This window comes from Streptomyces mayonensis (genome assembly GCF_018982965.1).
Taxonomy (GTDB): Bacteria; Actinomycetota; Actinomycetes; order Streptomycetales; family Streptomycetaceae; genus Streptomyces; species Streptomyces mayonensis.
The window spans coordinates 99,975-115,306 of sequence record NZ_JACBYP010000011.1 but is presented as its reverse complement, the minus strand read 5'-3'; the positions used below and the strand labels follow the sequence as shown (position 1 = coordinate 115,306).

At 70.4% G+C, this 15,332-nt stretch carries 17 protein-coding genes; 12 read left to right on the top strand and 5 right to left on the bottom strand.

Annotation, left to right across the window (positions count from 1 at the left end; genetic code table 11):
* Both HZS56_RS06685 and HZS56_RS06680 read left to right on the top strand, forming a co-directional pair.
* Window positions 1-702 (top strand): RDD family protein (locus HZS56_RS06685; RefSeq protein WP_253913820.1); only part of this gene is annotated, 702 nt, incomplete at its 5' end.
* Between the two features lie 207 nt (window positions 703-909).
* Window positions 910-1,593 carry an RDD family protein gene (locus tag HZS56_RS06680; protein ID WP_216719766.1) on the top strand — a complete coding sequence of 228 codons (684 nt, stop codon included), beginning with the start codon at window positions 910-912 and terminating at the stop codon, window positions 1,591-1,593.
* Between the two features lie 48 nt (window positions 1,594-1,641).
* On the opposite strand, the gene HZS56_RS06675 is transcribed toward HZS56_RS06680, so the two are convergent.
* Window positions 1,642-1,926 (bottom strand): hypothetical protein, encoded by a 285-nt coding sequence (locus tag HZS56_RS06675; RefSeq protein ID WP_216719765.1) that lies wholly within the window; start codon window positions 1,924-1,926, stop codon window positions 1,642-1,644.
* 460 nt (window positions 1,927-2,386) lie between these two features.
* Here HZS56_RS06675 and HZS56_RS06670 point away from each other — a divergent pair, with 460 nt between their 5' ends.
* Complete coding sequence (locus HZS56_RS06670; protein ID WP_216719764.1) at window positions 2,387-4,732, top strand: immune inhibitor A domain-containing protein; 2,346 nt, start codon at window positions 2,387-2,389, stop codon at window positions 4,730-4,732.
* Between the two features lie 145 nt (window positions 4,733-4,877).
* Entirely contained in the window at window positions 4,878-5,240 is a 363-nt protein-coding gene (locus HZS56_RS06665; protein WP_216719763.1) for a hypothetical protein, read from the top strand.
* A gap of 16 nt (window positions 5,241-5,256) precedes the next feature.
* On the opposite strand, the gene HZS56_RS06660 is transcribed toward HZS56_RS06665, so the two are convergent.
* Both HZS56_RS06660 and HZS56_RS06655 read right to left on the bottom strand, forming a co-directional pair.
* Window positions 5,257-5,844: a nicotinamidase gene (locus HZS56_RS06660; RefSeq protein WP_216719762.1), complete on the bottom strand. Its 588-nt coding sequence runs from the start codon at window positions 5,842-5,844 to the stop codon at window positions 5,257-5,259.
* A gap of 95 nt (window positions 5,845-5,939) precedes the next feature.
* A complete protein-coding gene (locus tag HZS56_RS06655) occupies window positions 5,940-7,310 on the bottom strand; it encodes a nicotinate phosphoribosyltransferase (protein WP_216719775.1) in 1,371 nt (456 codons plus the stop codon).
* 116 nt (window positions 7,311-7,426) lie between these two features.
* On the opposite strand from HZS56_RS06655, the gene clpS reads away from it, so the two are divergent.
* From clpS to HZS56_RS06625, 7 genes are all read left to right on the top strand, one after another.
* Window positions 7,427-7,744: an ATP-dependent Clp protease adapter ClpS gene (gene clpS / locus HZS56_RS06650; protein WP_216719761.1), complete on the top strand. Its 318-nt coding sequence runs from the start codon at window positions 7,427-7,429 to the stop codon at window positions 7,742-7,744.
* 81 nt (window positions 7,745-7,825) lie between these two features.
* On the top strand, window positions 7,826-8,434 hold the full coding sequence (locus HZS56_RS06645; RefSeq protein ID WP_216719760.1) for a DUF2017 domain-containing protein: 609 nt from the start codon (window positions 7,826-7,828) through the stop codon (window positions 8,432-8,434).
* 400 nt (window positions 8,435-8,834) lie between these two features.
* A complete protein-coding gene (locus tag HZS56_RS06640; RefSeq protein WP_216719759.1) occupies window positions 8,835-10,262 on the top strand; it encodes an amino acid permease in 1,428 nt (475 codons plus the stop codon).
* Between the two features lie 219 nt (window positions 10,263-10,481).
* Window positions 10,482-10,904 carry a M67 family metallopeptidase gene (locus HZS56_RS06635; RefSeq protein ID WP_216719758.1) on the top strand — a complete coding sequence of 141 codons (423 nt, stop codon included), beginning with the start codon at window positions 10,482-10,484 and terminating at the stop codon, window positions 10,902-10,904.
* Window positions 10,905-10,983: 79 nt separating this feature from the next.
* On the top strand, window positions 10,984-11,079 hold the full coding sequence (locus HZS56_RS39040) for a putative leader peptide (protein ID WP_374201092.1): 96 nt from the start codon (window positions 10,984-10,986) through the stop codon (window positions 11,077-11,079).
* A gap of 99 nt (window positions 11,080-11,178) precedes the next feature.
* Complete coding sequence (locus HZS56_RS06630) at window positions 11,179-11,457, top strand: MoaD/ThiS family protein (protein ID WP_216719757.1); 279 nt, start codon at window positions 11,179-11,181, stop codon at window positions 11,455-11,457.
* A gap of 6 nt (window positions 11,458-11,463) precedes the next feature.
* Window positions 11,464-12,414: a PLP-dependent cysteine synthase family protein gene (locus HZS56_RS06625; protein ID WP_216719756.1), complete on the top strand. Its 951-nt coding sequence runs from the start codon at window positions 11,464-11,466 to the stop codon at window positions 12,412-12,414.
* A gap of 51 nt (window positions 12,415-12,465) precedes the next feature.
* Here HZS56_RS06625 and HZS56_RS06620 read toward each other — a convergent pair whose 3' ends face one another.
* On the bottom strand, window positions 12,466-12,948 hold the full coding sequence (locus HZS56_RS06620; protein WP_216719755.1) for a type II toxin-antitoxin system PemK/MazF family toxin: 483 nt from the start codon (window positions 12,946-12,948) through the stop codon (window positions 12,466-12,468).
* A gap of 203 nt (window positions 12,949-13,151) precedes the next feature.
* Between HZS56_RS06620 and HZS56_RS06615 the strand changes: the two genes are divergently transcribed.
* Window positions 13,152-13,904: an MBL fold metallo-hydrolase gene (locus tag HZS56_RS06615; RefSeq protein WP_216719754.1), complete on the top strand. Its 753-nt coding sequence runs from the start codon at window positions 13,152-13,154 to the stop codon at window positions 13,902-13,904.
* Between the two features lie 123 nt (window positions 13,905-14,027).
* Here HZS56_RS06615 and HZS56_RS06610 read toward each other — a convergent pair whose 3' ends face one another.
* Entirely contained in the window at window positions 14,028-15,293 is a 1,266-nt protein-coding gene (locus HZS56_RS06610) for a PTS transporter subunit EIIC (protein WP_216719753.1), read from the bottom strand.
* Window positions 15,294-15,332 lie beyond the last annotated feature (39 nt).

Here is a 15,332-nt window from a genome sequence, read left to right as displayed (position 1 = left end):
GCCCCCCTTCCTCCCCAGCAGTCCGGCGCCCCCGCCGCACCGCCCGTGCCGCAGCAGGGAGCCGCGCCGCTCGCGGCCGGTCCCGGCGGCGGGCAGGCCTCCTGGGCGCAGCAGGTGCACCGGCTGGCCGGAGCGGGCGCGGACGAGCAGCAGCAGCCGGTCGCCCCCTGGAAGCCGCCGGTCGACGACGTGTTCCAGGCCGCCGCCCGGCGCCAGGCGTCGGCCCGTCCCGCCGGGCTCGGCAAGCGGCTGGCGGCGCGGCTGATCGACACCGTCGTCCTCGGCAGTGTCACCGCCGGGGCCGCCGTTCCGCTCGGCACCAAGGCCTTCGACCACGTCAACGACAAGATCGACCAGGCCAAGCTCTCCGGGGAGACGGTCACGGTCTGGCTGCTGGACGGCACGACCTCCGTCTACCTGGGCATCGTCCTCGCCGTCCTGCTGCTCTTCGGCGTCGTCTACGAGGCGCTGCCCACCGCCAAGTGGGGCCGGACCCTGGGCAAGCGGCTGCTCGGTCTGGAGGTGCGGGACATCGAGGCCCACGACGCCCCGTCCTTCGGCGCCGCGCTGCGCCGGTGGCTGGTCTACAGCGTCCCCGGCCTCCTGGTCGTCGGCGTGGTGGGTGTCGTGTGGTGCCTGTTCGACCGCCCGTGGCACCAGTGCTGGCACGACAAGGCGGCCGGCACGTTCGTCGCGGGCTAGCTTGGCGGGTGGAGCCGGGGGTGGGGGTGCTCTCGTCGTCGAGTGCCGGTGCGTCGTGGCTGGTCGCGCAGTTCCCCGCGCCCCTTCGGGGCGCGTGCAGTGCACGAATCTCATGGGGCGCGGAGCCGTACGCCGTACCGGGGTGCGGCTACTCCGGACGGCCGCTCGCCGGATGCGGGTGGGCGGAGTCCGGGGTCGACTCGGGGCATGAGCAGCGAACCGCCCCCCGGCTCCGGCGGGCAGCAGCCGCCGGACGACGACCCGCTGAGGAAGAACCCCTACGACAATCCGTCCCCGCCCCCCGGCGGAGGAGGCCCCTACGGCGGTGCGCCGCCCCCCGGCGGCGGAGGAGGCCCCTACGGTGCCCCGCCCCCCGGCGGCTCGGGCCCCTACGGCGGTGCCCCCTACGGCGGTGGCGGCTACCCCAGTGATCCGCTGGCCGGGATGCCCCCGCTCGCCGACAGCGGCCGGCGCATCCTCGCGCGGATCATCGACATGATCCTCGTGGGCATCGTGGTCTGGCTGCTCAGCTGGGCGTTCAACGTCCAGGAGTACCAGGTGGACGGCGACGACATCGCCGTCGGCAAGTCCTTCGGGCAGTCCGTCATCGCCGCCGTGCTCTACATCGGCTACGACACCTACATGACCACGAAGACCGGGCAGACCCTCGGCAAGAAGTGGCTCGGACTGCGGGTGGCCAACCTGGACAACGGGGCGACGCCCTCGGTACAGACGTCGCTGGTCCGGGCCCTGGTGCTGTGGATCCCGTTCGCGTTCTGCTGCGCCTGCGTGTGGACGATCATCGCGGGCGGCTGGAGCTTCTTCGACCGGCCCTACAAGCAGGGCCTGCACGACAAGGCAGCCAAAACGGTCGTCGTCAGCACCCGCTGACGACGACCGGTGGGGCCGGTGAAGGCCGGTGAGAAGAGCCGGCCCGGCCTACGCGGCCCGGCCGCGGGCCGTCTCGCCCGCTCCCGCGGCGACCCGGGCTGCCGGTACCGGCTCCCGGTCCGCGTCGGGACGGCGGGACGGCACGGCGGTCAGCGTGCGTGCCTTGGGCTGTGGGACGGTCATCGCGACCAGCAGCCCGAGGGCCAGCGCCGCGACGGCGACGAGGGCGACTCCGGGACCCGAACTCGTCTGTGACAGCAGCAACATGGCGAGTGTCGAGAAGATCACGGTGCACGAACCGTAGGCGAACTGTGCGGCAGTCGGACGGGGCATGGCCATCGTGTCCTCGGAAGACAGAACTTGGGGGACCTTGGGGGTGAGACTGGCTGTCGGCCTGGCTTTCCGCCGGCTTCCGGGCGTTCCGCCAAGCGACTCTAACCCGCTGTGTGCCCGAGCGGAACCAGTAGTAAGCACCACCTAACCGACATGGCCGATGCACGGGGGGCGCACGGATTCATGGCGTCCGGCCAGTGGACGGTACCGCGCGCCCGCCGCCGGCCCGCTGCCCGCCCGCTGCCCGCTCGGAGGCCGCTCGGAGGCCGCGACCCGGTGTCCGCAAAGCGAACGGGGGCTCCGCATAGTGCAATTGTTCTGCTCAAGTCAAGGTCTGTCTTTTCCGGTGAACCAGTAGTCAAATGTCGTCACTTGACTACACGCGTTGAGCACGTGTGCGCGGACTTCGCACTGTCCCTGTCCCCCCATCCGCGCGCGTGAACGCGGGGGAGGAACTCAAGTGACCAGTAGACCCTGGACGTTCAGAACGGCGGCGACCACCGTCGCACTCGCCGCGGCCACCGCCACGCTCTCCGCGGCAGGGGTGGCGCAGGCGGACTCGCCCTCCCGGCCCGAGGCCGTCAACCGCCACGACCCGAGCCCGGACCGGACCACGCGCTCCCACGACCTCAAGGGCCCGCTGAGCGACACCCGGGCCGCCCAGCGGGAGGAGGCGCTGAAGCAGGTCATATCCGGCAACGCCTCGGTGCAGAAGAAGGACGGCTCCAACGTCGTCCAGCTCAAGAGCAAGAAGGGCGACGCCAAGTACGTGGAGCTGGGCCGGGAGAAGACCGACAAGATCTTCACCATCCTGGTCGAGTTCGGCGACAAGACCGACAGCCGCTACGGCGGCGACCCTGGTCCGCTGCACAACCAGATAGCCGAGCCGGACCGCAGGACGGACAACTCCACGGCCTGGAAGGAGGACTACGACCAGGAGCACTTCCAGGACCTGTACTTCGGCTCCGGCAAGGGCGTCAACTCGGTCAAGACGTACTACGAGAAGCAGTCCTCCGGCCGCTACTCCGTCGACGGCGAGGTCTCCGACTGGGTCAAGGTCCCCTACAACGAGGCCCGGTACGGCTCCAACAAGTGCGACCCGGACAACTGCGCCTGGTACGCGGTGCAGGACGGCGTCAACGCCTGGGTCGAGGACCAGAAGGCGGCCGGCCGGACCGACGAGCAGATCAAGGCCCAGCTCTCCCAGTACGACCAGTGGGACCGCTACGACTACGACGGCGACGGCGACTTCAACGAGCCCGACGGCTACATCGACCACTTCCAGATCGTGCACGCCGGCGAGGACGAGTCCGCGGGCGGCGGCGCGCAGGGCGAGGACGCGATCTGGGCCCACCGCTGGTACGCCTTCGGCACCGACGCCGGCAACACCGGACCCGGCGACAACAAGCTCGGCGGCACCCAGATCGGCGACACCGGCATCTGGGTCGGCGACTACACCATCCAGCCGGAGAACGGCGGGCTCGGCGTCTACGCCCACGAGTACGGCCACGACCTCGGCCTGCCCGACCACTACGACACCGCGGGCGGCGACAACTCCACCGGCTTCTGGACGCTGATGTCTTCCGGTTCCTGGCTCGGCACCGGACGCAACGAGATCGGCGACCTGCCCGGCGACATGAACGCCTGGGACAAGCTGCAGCTGGGCTGGCTGAACTACGACACCGCCAAGGCGGGCGTCAACTCCTGGCACAAGCTGGGCCTGGCCGAGTACAACACCAAGCACAAGCAGGGCCTGGTCGTCGAGCTGCCGGAGAAGGCGGTCACCACCGAGATCGTCACGCCCGCCGAGGGCGAGACCCAGTGGTGGAGCGGCAGCGGCAACGACCTCAAGAACACGCTGACCCGCAGCGTCGACCTCACCGGCACCTCGTCCGCCTCCCTCACCCTGGACGGCTGGTACGACATCGAGGCCGACTACGACTTCCTCTACACCGAGGTCTCCACCGACGGCGGCGCCAACTGGACCGCCGTGGACGGCACGTTCGACGGGCAGCCGATCCAGCGCGATGGCAGTGACAAGCCCGCCCTGAGCGGCACCGTCGACGCCTACGGCAAGCTCGTCTACCCGCTGGACGCCTACGCCGGCCAGAAGATCGACCTGCGCTTCCGCTACCAGACCGACGGCGGCCTCGCGATGAAGGGCTTCACCGCCGACGAGATCGCGGTGACCGCCGACGGCGAGACCCTCTTCTCCGACAACGCGGAGACCGAGGACGCCGCGTGGACGGCGGACGGCTTCACCCGCAAGGGCGCGTCCTTCACCCAGGACTACGCGCAGTACTACATCGCCGAGAACCGGCAGTACGAGTCGTACGACAAGACGCTGAAGACCGGCCCGTACAACTTCGGCTTCTCGGACCGGCCGAACTGGGTCGAGCACTACGCGTACCAGAACGGCCTGTTGATCTGGAAGTGGGACACCTCCCAGGCGGACAACAACACCAGCCAGCACCCGGGCACCGGTCTGGTCCTGCCCGTCGACTCGCACCCGACGGCGCTGAAGTGGAAGGACGGCACGCTGATGCGCAACCGCTTCCAGTCCTACGACTCGCCGTTCAGCCTCTACCGCACGGACGGCATGACGCTGCACAAGGCGGACGTCGCGAAGCACGTCCCGGGCTCGAAGGGCGTCTCGGTCTTCAACGACCGCAAGAACGACTACTACGACCCGGAGAACCCGACCGGCGGCGTCAAGATCACTGACACCAACACGAAGATCAAGATCCTCAAGGAGGCCAGGAACGGCTCGACGATCGAGCTCGAGGTCGGTCCTGCGGGCAGGTAAACAGAGTTTCCCCAGGTCAGAGCATGATCGGCGGTGACCCCCTGGCGGGTCGCCGCCGATCCGTGTTTAGGTGCGTCTGTGGTTTTCTTATTGACACCGGGCCCGACACCCGGACCGACCCAGGCTGACTCGGGGGTATGAACGCATGGCCGCAGGAGGCTTCTGCAAGCTGCCGAACGGCACGGTGGTGGTGGCACTGAACCTGCCCAGCCCCACCGGACCGGAGGCGGGAGGCGTGCGGTTTCTCGTCCACGCCCGGAACCGGTCGCGCGCCCTGACCAGGCTGCGCAACCTGGGGTTGCGCCCGGTCTACCTGCGGGGCAACGCGGCCCCGCCGACACCGGACGAGGTCACCGCGGTCCTGCACCATCCGGACGGCCTGATATGGCGCACGGCGCCCCTCTCCGGGGCGGTGGGCGGCCCGGACGCGGTCCAGGAGTCGGTCCAGGAGCTGTGGCACCCGATCCGGGCCCTGCTCAGACGCCCGGCCCCCAGACCCAGCGCCTGAGGAGGACGGTGACGGGCTACTGCACGATCGGCTTCCCGGACAGTTCCACGCCCGCCTCCAGCATCTCCTCCAGGGCCCGCTCCGTGGTTCCGGTGGCCACCCCGGCGGTCAGGTCGAGCAGCACCTGGGTGCGGAAGCCCTCGCGGGCGGCGTCCAGGGCGGTGGCCCGCACGCAGTGGTCGGTGGCGATGCCCACGACGTCGACCTCGTCGATCTCCCGGGACCGCAGCCACTCGGCGAGCGGTGTGCCGTTCTCGTCGGCGCCCTCGAAGCCGCTGTAGGCCGCCGCGTACGCCCCCTTGTCGAAGACGGCGTCTATCGCGCCGGAGGCGACGGCGGGGGCGAAGTTCGGATGGAAGCCGACCCCCTCCGTACCGGCGACGCAGTGCGCCGGCCAGGAGTGGACGTAGTCCGGGTTGTCGGCGAAGTGGCCGCCCGGTGCCACGTGGTGGTCGCGGGTGGCCACGACGTGGCGGTAGCCGGCGGGCGCGTGCCCGATCAGCTCCGTGATGGCGGCGGCCACGTCGGCGCCGCCGGACACCGCGAGGCTGCCTCCCTCGCAGAAGTCGTTCTGCACGTCGACGACGATCAGGGCGCGGCGCATGGTCGGTGTCCTTCGGCTGGTCGGCTGTGGTGCGGGAGTGCAGGGGGTGGCTGGACGGACGGGGCCGGTTCGGGCCTTGCGAACCCGTACGCGCTTTAGTTACCCGAGCCCTCGTGCCAGTACTCCGTCGGAATGACTGGTTCCCCTCGGGAGAGCTGCGTGGCGGAGAGCGGGAGGTTTGCGCGGGCGGCCGCGTGCCGGTCCCGGACGGCGTCCAGCGGCTCCCGGGCGACCACCTCACCGCCCTTGACCAGCTGCACCAGGAGCTGCCGGTCGGACAGGGCGGCGGGCACCGGCCCGGTGCCGACGACCTCCGCCTCGGCGTACCCGTCCGCGTCCAGGCGCCGGGCCGCCCACTTGCGGCCGCCGACGGAGGTCTTGCCGCCGGTGGACTTCTTGGCCACCGGCACCAGCGGTGCCGCGTCGTCGCCGGAGCCGGCGGAACCCGCGGCGCCCGACTCCGCTCGCGCGACCAGCTTGTAGACCATCGAGGCCGTCGGGTGCCCGGACCCGGTCACCAGCTGCGTGCCGACGCCGTACGCGTCCACGGGCGCCGCCGCCAGCGAGGCGATGGCGTACTCGTCGAGGTCCGAGGTCACGACGATCCGCGTCCCGGTGGCGCCCAGCTCGTCCAGCTGCTGGCGCACCCGGTGGGCGACCAGGAGCAGGTCGCCGGAGTCGATGCGCACGGCGCCGAGACCGGGCCCGGCGACCTCCACGGCCGCACGGACGGCCTCGGCGACGTCGTAGGTGTCCACCAGGAGCGTGGTGTCCGGGCCGAGGGAGTCGACCTGGGCCCGGAAGGCGTCGCGCTCGTTGTCGTGCAGCAGGGTGAAGGCATGGGCGGAGGTGCCGACGGTGGGGATGTTGTAGCGGAAGCCGGCGGCCAGGTCGGAGGTGGTGGCGAAGCCGCCCACGTAGGCGGACCGGGCGGCGGCGACGGCGGCCAGCTCGTGGGTGCGGCGGGCGCCCATCTCGATCAGCGGGCGGCCCCCGGCGGCCGAGGACATCCGGGAGGCCGCGGCGGCGATCGCCGAGTCGTGGTTCAGGATGGAGAGGATCACCGTCTCCAGGAGCACGCACTCCCCGAAGGTCCCCTCGACCCGCAGGACGGGCGAGCCCGGGAAGTACACCTCGCCCTCGGGATAGCCCCAGATGTCGCCGCTGAAACGGTACTGCGCCAGCCAGTCCAGGGTCTCGGCGTCCACGATGCTCCGCTCGCGCAGGAAGCGCAGCACGTCGGCGTCAAAGCGGAAGTTCTCCACCGCGTCCAGGACCCGCCCGGTGCCGGCCAGGACGCCGTAGCGGCGCCCGTCGGGCAGCCGGCGCGTGAAGACCTCGAAGACGCTGCGCCGCCCGGCCGTGCCCGCCCTGAGGGCCGCCTGGAGCATGGTCAGCTCGTACTGGTCCGTGAAGAGCGCCGTGGAGGGAACGTCGACCGGCAGCCCCAGGTCCGCTGTGTGCATGGCGTCCGCTGTGTGCATGGCAGGATCGTACCCCCATTTCGTCACTCTGACGATTTAAGGTCGCCGTGGCGTGGCCCACAGGCCCGTTTGTGCGGGTGCCCCCCTGTGGTGGCAGCATGGGCCTTGTGACGGCAGCCGCACCCATGGAGATCGAGAAGACCGAGCCGGCGGAGGAGGTCTTCGCCGTACCCGAGCCCGACGTGCCCTGGGTGACGGTCGTGCACAACGACCCCGTCAACCTCATGAGCTACGTGACCTACGTCTTCCAGTCGTACTTCGGCTACTCCAAGGACAAGGCCACCAAGCTGATGATGGACGTCCACCACAAGGGCCGGGCCGTCGTCTCCAGCGGCTCGCGCGAGGAGATGGAGCGGGACGTCCAGGCCATGCACGGCTACGGTCTGTGGGCCACCCTCCAGCACGACCGGAATTGACCCGCGCCCGCCCACGCCCGCCCGCAGGACGGAAGCAGGCGGAAACAGACGGAAGCAGACGGAAGTAGCTGAATCGCCTCCATGTCAGGACAGTTCGAACCGCTCCCCGGCGGCGGCGCGGCCGTCGCTCTCGACGACGTCGAGATCTCCATCATCCGCTCGCTGGCCGTGCAGCTCCTGGAGCTGATCGGCCCGGGACCCGCCGAGGACGCCTCCGACGACCCGCTCGCCGAGCTGTTCGCCGAGGGGCCGAGCGAGCCGCCCTCCGACCCGGTGCTGCGCCGCCTGTTCCCGGACGCCTACGGCGACCCCGAGGGTGCCCCGCAGGCCCAGGAGGCCGAGGAGCAGCGGGCGTACTCCGCGGAGTTCCGCCGCTACACCGAGAACGACCTGCGGGCCGGCAAGCGGGAGGGCGCCCTCGCCGTGATCCGCGCGCTGGACGGGGTCGCCTCCGCGTCCGCCGGCGGGGGCGGAGCGGTGCTGAAGCTGTCGGCGGACGAGTCCCGGCAGTGGCTGGGCGCCCTGAACGACCTGCGCCTGGCGATCGGCTCCCGCCTGGAGATCGCCGACGAGGACGACACCGACCTGCTCTACCGGCTCCCGGACGACGACCCGCGCAAGCCGATGGTGATGGCGTACCTGTGGCTCGGCGGCCTCCAGGAGTCCCTCGTGGCGACGCTCATGGCCTGAGGCCGCCCGGTAGGGCCGGGGTCGTATCGGGGCGTACCGGGGTATGTCCCGAGGTCACCCGGTCACCCTCCGTGTCCGCTCAGCGGGACCTCAAATCCGGATAACGATCCCGTCAAACCCGTGCCCTTTTTTGCACACCGGGGGCGCCCTTTGTCCCCTTCTTCCTGTGGGACACGTCACCATCGGCCCCTGTGATCGACGTCGCCGGCGTGGTAAATCTTCACGACCGCCCGGCGAGCACCACCCGAATGTTCGGCCGGGTGCGCCACCGAGCCGGCGGACCGCCGGCCAGGCACCGAGCGGGATGTGAGGCCCGCTCAGCTCCATCATCCGGGGGGATCGAGACCCGATCCGCGGCCGAGTCAAGGCCCGGATCGGCATGGAGAAAGGCGCACCACACATGACCTCTGCGCAGGTCGACACGGACAAGGCCCCCGAAGAGGGCTACGAGCGCGGACTCAACAGCCGCCAGGTCCAGATGATCGCGATCGGCGGCGCCATCGGCGTCGGCCTCTTCCTGGGCGCCGGGGCCAACATCGCCAAGGCCGGCCCCAGCATCATCCTCATGTACGCCCTGGCGGGCGTGATCATCTTCTTCATCATGCGGGCCCTCGGCGAACTGCTCCTCTACCGGCCCGTCTCCGGCTCGTTCGCCGAGTACTCGCGCGAATTCCTCGGCCCCTTCTTCGGGTACTTCACCGGCTGGACGTACTGGCTGATGTGGGTGGTCACCGGCATGGCGGAACTCACCGCCGCCGCCATCTACATCCACTACTGGTTCCCGGACATCCCGCAGTGGGTGTCGGCCCTCGTCTTCCTGGTCCTGCTGTTCGTCGCCAACCTGATCTCGGTGAAGCTCTTCGGCGAGATCGAGTTCTGGTTCTCGATGGTCAAGGTCACCGCCATCATCGGCATGATCGTGATCGGCGTCGGTGTGCTCACCCTCGGCTTCAGCCAGGCCGGCGACACCGCCGCCGTCTCCAACCTGTGGGAGTTCGACGGCTTCTTCCCCAAGGGCATCGGCTCGTCCCTGATGACCCTCCAGGGCGTCATGTTCGCCTACCTCGCCGTCGAACTGGTCGGCGTCACCGCCGGCGAGTCCGAGAACCCGGAGAAGACCCTCCCGAAGGCGATCAACACCCTGCCCTGGCGCATCGCCCTCTTCTACGTCGGCGCGCTCACCGTCATCCTCGCCGTGGTCAAGTGGACCGAGTTCGGCGAGGGCGTGAGCCCCTTCGTGGAGGCCTTCGCGGTCATCGGCATCCCGGCCGGCGCCGGCATCGTCAACTTCGTCGTGCTCACCGCCGCCCTGTCGTCCTGCAACTCCGGCATGTACTCCACGGGCCGCATGCTGCGCACCCTCGCCGACAACGGCGAGGCACCCAGGATCTTCAACCGCCTCTCCTCGACCAAGACGCCCGCCTTCGGCATCGCCGTCTCGGTCGTCTTCATGGGCATCGGCGTCGTCCTGAACTACGTCGTCCCGGAGAAGGCCTTCGGCTACGTCACCTCGCTGGCCACTGCGGCCGGCATCTGGACGTGGCTGATGATCCTGATCAGCCACGTGCGCTACCGCCGCAAGGTCGTCGCGGGCCGGCTGCCCGCCTCCTCCTTCCCGGCGCCCGGCGGCTCCGTGTGCTCCTACATCGCCATCGCCTTCCTGCTCTTCGTCACCTGCCTCGTCGCCTACGACTCCGAGGCCCGCGTCTGCCTGTACGTCATGGCGGGCTGGGCCGTCGCCCTCGGCATCGGCTGGGCGGTGCTCAAGAGCCGCAACCCGGCGGTCACCGAGCGGCGCGGCGACCCGGAGTTCGAGCAGATCGGCTGACGCGCCGCCCGGCGCACCGCCCGACCGGCGCGTTTCTCGCGCGCCGGGGACGCCGGCCGCCGGGGGTGCTCGCGGCATCCCCGCGGCCGCCACTCAGGACGTCCGGCATACGGGCCGGTCCGTACCACCCCTCGGTACGGACCGGCCCCTGTGCCGCCCGCCGCCCCTCCCGCCTGACGCGCTGCCCGCGGCCCTTTTCGCTCTGCTTATCCTGGCCGCATGCTGACCATCACCCAGGCCCTGTACGACCAGATCGTCGCCCACGCGCGCGAGGACCACCCCGACGAGGCGTGCGGCGTGGTGGCCGGTCCGGTGGGCGAGGGCCGCCCCGAGCGGTTCATCCCGATGCTGAACGCCGCCCGCTCGCCCACGTTCTACGAGTTCGACTCGCAGGACCTGCTCAAGCTCTACCGCGAGATGGACGACCGCGACGAGGAGCCGGCGGTCATCTACCACTCGCACACCGCCACCGAGGCCTACCCCTCCCGCACCGACATCACCTACGCCAACGAGCCCGGTGCCCACTACGTCCTGGTCTCCACCGCGGACACCGACGGCGCCGGCGACTTCCAGTTCCGCTCGTTCCGGATCGTGGAGGGCGAGGTCACGGAGGAGGAGGTCGAGGTCGTCGAGGCGTACTGATCTCGAACAATGGACGAAAAGAGTCCATCAGATGAGATCACACTCCAGGAGCCGGACCGGGAATCGATACGATGAATGCATGGTTGTCCACGACGTGAGCGAGAAGGCGCCGGGCACGCTGCTCGTGGCGCGGCTGCACGTCGACCTGTGCAGGCTGAAAAGCGCCATCTGTTGATCGTCCGCTGCCGCCGTCGGCCGTGAGCCGCGGCGGGCTGCCGTGTGCCGCCGCGCGCCCACAGAACCCACCCCGAACTCCCGACAGGAGCCCTCAGCCATGGCCATCGAGGTCCGCATCCCGACCATCCTCCGCCAGTACACCGACGGTCAGAAGGCGGTGGAGGGCACCGGGGACACCCTCGCCAAGCTCTTCGCCGACCTCGAGACCCGGCACACGGGCATCCAGGCCCGCATCGTGGACGGGGACCAGCTGCGCCGCTTCGTCAACGTCTACCTGAACGACGAGGACGTCCGCTTCCTGGACGGCATCAACACCAAGCTCAGCGACGGCGACAACATCACGATCCTGCCGGCCGTGGCCGGCGGCATGGCCTGATCGCCGATGCGCTACGACTCTCCGCTGGCCGCGGTGGGCAACACCCCTCTGGTGCGCCTGCCGCGGCTGTCGCCGTCCGACGACGTCCGGATCTGGGCCAAGCTGGAGGACCGCAACCCGACCGGCTCCGTCAAGGACCGCCCCGCGCTCCACATGATCGAGCAGGCGGAGAAGGACGGCCGCCTCACCAAGGGCTGCACGATCCTGGAGCCGACCAGCGGCAACACCGGCATCTCCCTGGCCATGGCCGCCAGGCTCAAGGGCTACCGGATCGTCTGCGTGATGCCCGAGAACACCTCCCGGGAACGCCGGGACCTGCTCGCCATGTGGGGCGCGGAGATCATCTCCTCCCCGGCCGCGGGCGGCTCCAACACCGCCGTACGGGTCGCCAAGGAACTCTCCGCCGAGCACCCGGACTGGGTGATGCTCTACCAGTACGGCAACCCGGACAACGCGGGCGCCCACTACGCCGGCACCGGCCCCGAGATCCTCGCCGACCTGCCCTCCGTCACCCACTTCGTGGCCGGGCTCGGCACCACCGGCACCCTCATGGGCGTCGGCCGCTACCTGCGCGAGCACAAGCCCGACGTGAGGATCGTCGCCGCCGAGCCGCGCTACGACGACCTCGTCTACGGCCTGCGCAACCTCGACGAGGGCTTCGTGCCCGAGCTGTACGACGCCTCCGTGCTCACCACCCGCTTCTCGGTCGGCTCCGCCGACGCGGTCACCCGCACCCGTGAGCTGCTCCAGCAGGAGGGCATCTTCGCGGGCGTCTCCACCGGCGCCGCCCTGCACGCCGCGATCGGCGTCGGGAAGAAGGCGGTGAAGGCCGGCGAGAGCGCCGACATCGTCTTCGTCGTCGCCGACGGCGGCTGGAAGTACCTCTCCACCGGCGTCTACACGGCGCCCACCACCGAGGCGGCCATCGAGACCCTGCAAGGCCAGCTCTGGGCCTGAGGGAAACCCGAAGGGGGCCGGCTCCGGGCCCGGACGCAACCTGACGGAGCCCTACCGCGCGAGGTGACGGACCCGGTCCCACAGGGCCGGGTCCACCACCCCCACCCGGCGCCGGAAGTCACCCACCGGCACCCGGCGCAGCTCGTCGGTCTCCAGGAAACTCGTCCGCCCCCGCGCGTCCCCGACCGACCCCGGCGGCAGCGTGATCACACCGCTGCGGTCGTCCCGCCGCCGACTGGTGATCTTCGCCACCAGCACCCGCCGCCCGCGCACCGACAGCACCAGACACGGCCGGTCCTTCGCGCCGCCGGAGTCCTCGTACGGCACGTTCGCCCACCAGATCTCCGCGGGCCGCGGCCGCGGCACCCGCCCCCGCGGACCCGCCGGCCGCCCCGGCGGGCGCCGTCCGCCACCCGGGCGCCGTCCGCCACCCGGCCGGGAGGAGCGCCGCCCCCGCCCCCAGCCGTCGACGACCGTGGCGACGAGGGCGAGCAGAACCACCGCCGCGAAGGCGAGCCACCAGGACGCGTCCATACCGAGACGGTACCGGCGTGCACTCTCCCCGCGCGCCCCTTCCACGGCCCCGCGAGCCCCGGATCCAGCCGAACCGGTGACACCGCAGGTGAGTTCCCCCACAACGGCCCCTGGCGGAGGAGCGACCGAAGGTTTTGCGCCTTACGCTCGACGAACCGCACGACCCCCGTCTCTCCACACGCGCCAGCGGAGGTTTCTGCTTCATGAAGCTCACCGTCGTCGGCTGCTCGGGGTCGTTCCCGTCCGCGGAATCGGCCTGCTCGAGCTACCTCGTCGAGGCCGACGGCTTCCGGCTGCTTCTCGACATGGGCAACGGCGCCCTCGGCGAGCTGCAGCGCCACTGCGGTCTCTACGACCTCGACGCGATCTTCCTCAGCCATCTGCACGCCGACCACTGCATCGACATGTGCGCCTACTTCGTGGCGCGCTACTACCGGCACGACGGCGGCCGCTGCGCGCCCCTCCCGGTCTACGGACCCGAGGGCACCGAGCACCGGCTGACCACCGCCTACGCCGACACCCCCTCCGCCTCCTCCATGAGCGAGGTGTTCGACTTCCACACGGTCAAGCCGTCCACGTTCGAGGTCGGCCCCTTCACCGTGCACACCGAGCGGGTGGCCCACCCCGTGGAGGCCTACGCCGTCCGCGTCGAGCACGGCGGCCGCTCACTGACGTACTCCGGCGACACGGGAGTCACCCCCGTGCTGGACGAACTCGCCCGCGACAGCGACCTGTTCCTGTGCGAGGCCGCCTTCACGCACGGCAAGGAGGACATTCCCGACCTGCACCTCAACGGCCGCGAGGCGGGCCAGACCGCCGCCCGTGCCGGCGCCCGCCGCCTGGTCCTCACCCACATCCCGCCGTGGACCGACCCCGGGGCCAACCTGGCCGACGCGCGCGAGGTCTACGCCGGGCCGGTGGAAGTCGCCGCGGCGGGCGCGGTGTACGAGATCTGACCGGCCGCCACCGGAGAACAGAACGCCCGGACGACGCCCGGACAGCACGGAAGCCCCGGAGGGTGACACCTCCGGGGCTTCCGTGCTGTCCGGGCGCGGGGCCGTGTGCGGGTGGGCGGGTGGCTACTTGCCTTCCGCCTTCTGCAGTTCGGCCAGTTCCTCGTCCGACTCGCGGCCGGGCGTCGGCAGGTTGAACTTCATGATCGCGAACCGGAACACCACGTAGTAGACGGCCGCGAAGCACAGACCCACCAGTGCCAGGCCCCACGGGTTGTTCGCGATACCCAGGTTGAGGAAGAAGTCGACCGCGCCGGCCGAGAAGCCGAAGCCGTCCTTCATGCCCAGCGCCCAGGTCAGCGCCATCGAAACACCCGTGAGCACCGCGTGGATCGCGTACAGCACCGGCGCGATGAACATGAACGTGAACTCGATCGGCTCGGTCACACCGGTGACGAACGACGTCAGCGCGAGCGAGAACATCATGCCGCCCACGACCTTGCGGCGCTCGGGACGCGCACAGTGCACGATCGCCAGGCAGGCGGCCGGCAGCGCGAACATCATGATCGGGAAGAAGCCGGTCATGAACTGGCCCGCGGTCGGGTCCCCGGCCAGGAAGCGCGCGATGTCGCCGCTCTTGCCCTCGTACTCGCCCGCCTGGAACCAGGGGAAGGAGTTCAGCAGGTGGTGCATGCCGATCGGGATGAGCGCACGGTTGGCGACACCGAAGATGCCCGCGCCCGCGGCGCCCGAACCGACCAGCCACTCACCGAAGTTGTGCAGGCCCGTGCCGAGCACCGGCCAGATGTAGCCGAAGACGATGCCGAGGACCAGACCCGCGAAGGCCGACAGGATCGGCACCAGGCGGCGGCCGCCGAAGAAGCCCGCCCAGTCGGGCAGCTTGGTCCGGTAGAAGCGCTGGTACAGCAGCGCGACCACGAGCCCCATCACCACACCGCCGAGGACCTTGGCGTCCACGGGCGCGTCCGTCATGACGATCTTGCCGTCCACGACCTCGGCGACCTGCGGAAGGTTCTTGTCGGTGAACGTCGCCAGCACGTTCTTGAAGACGAGGTAGCCGACGACCGCCGCGAGCGCCGTGGAACCGTCCGACTTCTTCGCGAAGCCGATCGCGATGCCCACGGCGAACAGCAGCGGCATGTTGTCGAGGATGGCGTTGCCGCCGGCCGCCATGAACCCGGCTATCTTCGTCAGGAACGCGGGGAACTCGGGGCGGCCCAGCATGTCGTCGTTGCCGAGGCGCACCAGGAGGGCGGCCGCGGGCAGCACCGCGACCGGCAGCATCAGGCTGCGGCCGATGCGCTGCAGAACAGACATCACGCCGGCGCCCTTCTTCTTGTCGGCCGCGGGCGCGGCGCTGGGCGTGGTCACAACTTCCTCCATCATGGTGGTCTACACCACTCAGTGGTG

Bases quoted from the DNA above. Each gene is read 5' to 3' on its own strand.
- HZS56_RS06680 (WP_216719766.1), top strand. From the start codon at position 910: ATGAGCAGCGAACCGCCCCCCGGCTCCGGCGGGCAGCAGCCGCCGGAC.
- HZS56_RS06675 (WP_216719765.1), bottom strand. From the start codon at position 1,926: ATGCCCCGTCCGACTGCCGCACAGTTCGCCTACGGTTCGTGCACCGTG.
- HZS56_RS06665 (WP_216719763.1), top strand. From the start codon at position 4,878: ATGGCCGCAGGAGGCTTCTGCAAGCTGCCGAACGGCACGGTGGTGGTG.
- HZS56_RS06660 (WP_216719762.1), bottom strand. From the start codon at position 5,844: ATGCGCCGCGCCCTGATCGTCGTCGACGTGCAGAACGACTTCTGCGAG.
- HZS56_RS06655 (WP_216719775.1), bottom strand. From the start codon at position 7,310: ATGCACACAGCGGACCTGGGGCTGCCGGTCGACGTTCCCTCCACGGCG.
- clpS (WP_216719761.1), top strand. From the start codon at position 7,427: ATGGGCCTTGTGACGGCAGCCGCACCCATGGAGATCGAGAAGACCGAG.
- HZS56_RS06645 (WP_216719760.1), top strand. From the start codon at position 7,826: ATGTCAGGACAGTTCGAACCGCTCCCCGGCGGCGGCGCGGCCGTCGCT.
- HZS56_RS06640 (WP_216719759.1), top strand. From the start codon at position 8,835: ATGACCTCTGCGCAGGTCGACACGGACAAGGCCCCCGAAGAGGGCTAC.
- HZS56_RS06635 (WP_216719758.1), top strand. From the start codon at position 10,482: ATGCTGACCATCACCCAGGCCCTGTACGACCAGATCGTCGCCCACGCG.
- HZS56_RS39040 (WP_374201092.1), top strand. From the start codon at position 10,984: ATGGTTGTCCACGACGTGAGCGAGAAGGCGCCGGGCACGCTGCTCGTG.
- HZS56_RS06630 (WP_216719757.1), top strand. From the start codon at position 11,179: ATGGCCATCGAGGTCCGCATCCCGACCATCCTCCGCCAGTACACCGAC.
- HZS56_RS06625 (WP_216719756.1), top strand. From the start codon at position 11,464: ATGCGCTACGACTCTCCGCTGGCCGCGGTGGGCAACACCCCTCTGGTG.
- HZS56_RS06620 (WP_216719755.1), bottom strand. From the start codon at position 12,948: ATGGACGCGTCCTGGTGGCTCGCCTTCGCGGCGGTGGTTCTGCTCGCC.
- HZS56_RS06615 (WP_216719754.1), top strand. From the start codon at position 13,152: ATGAAGCTCACCGTCGTCGGCTGCTCGGGGTCGTTCCCGTCCGCGGAA.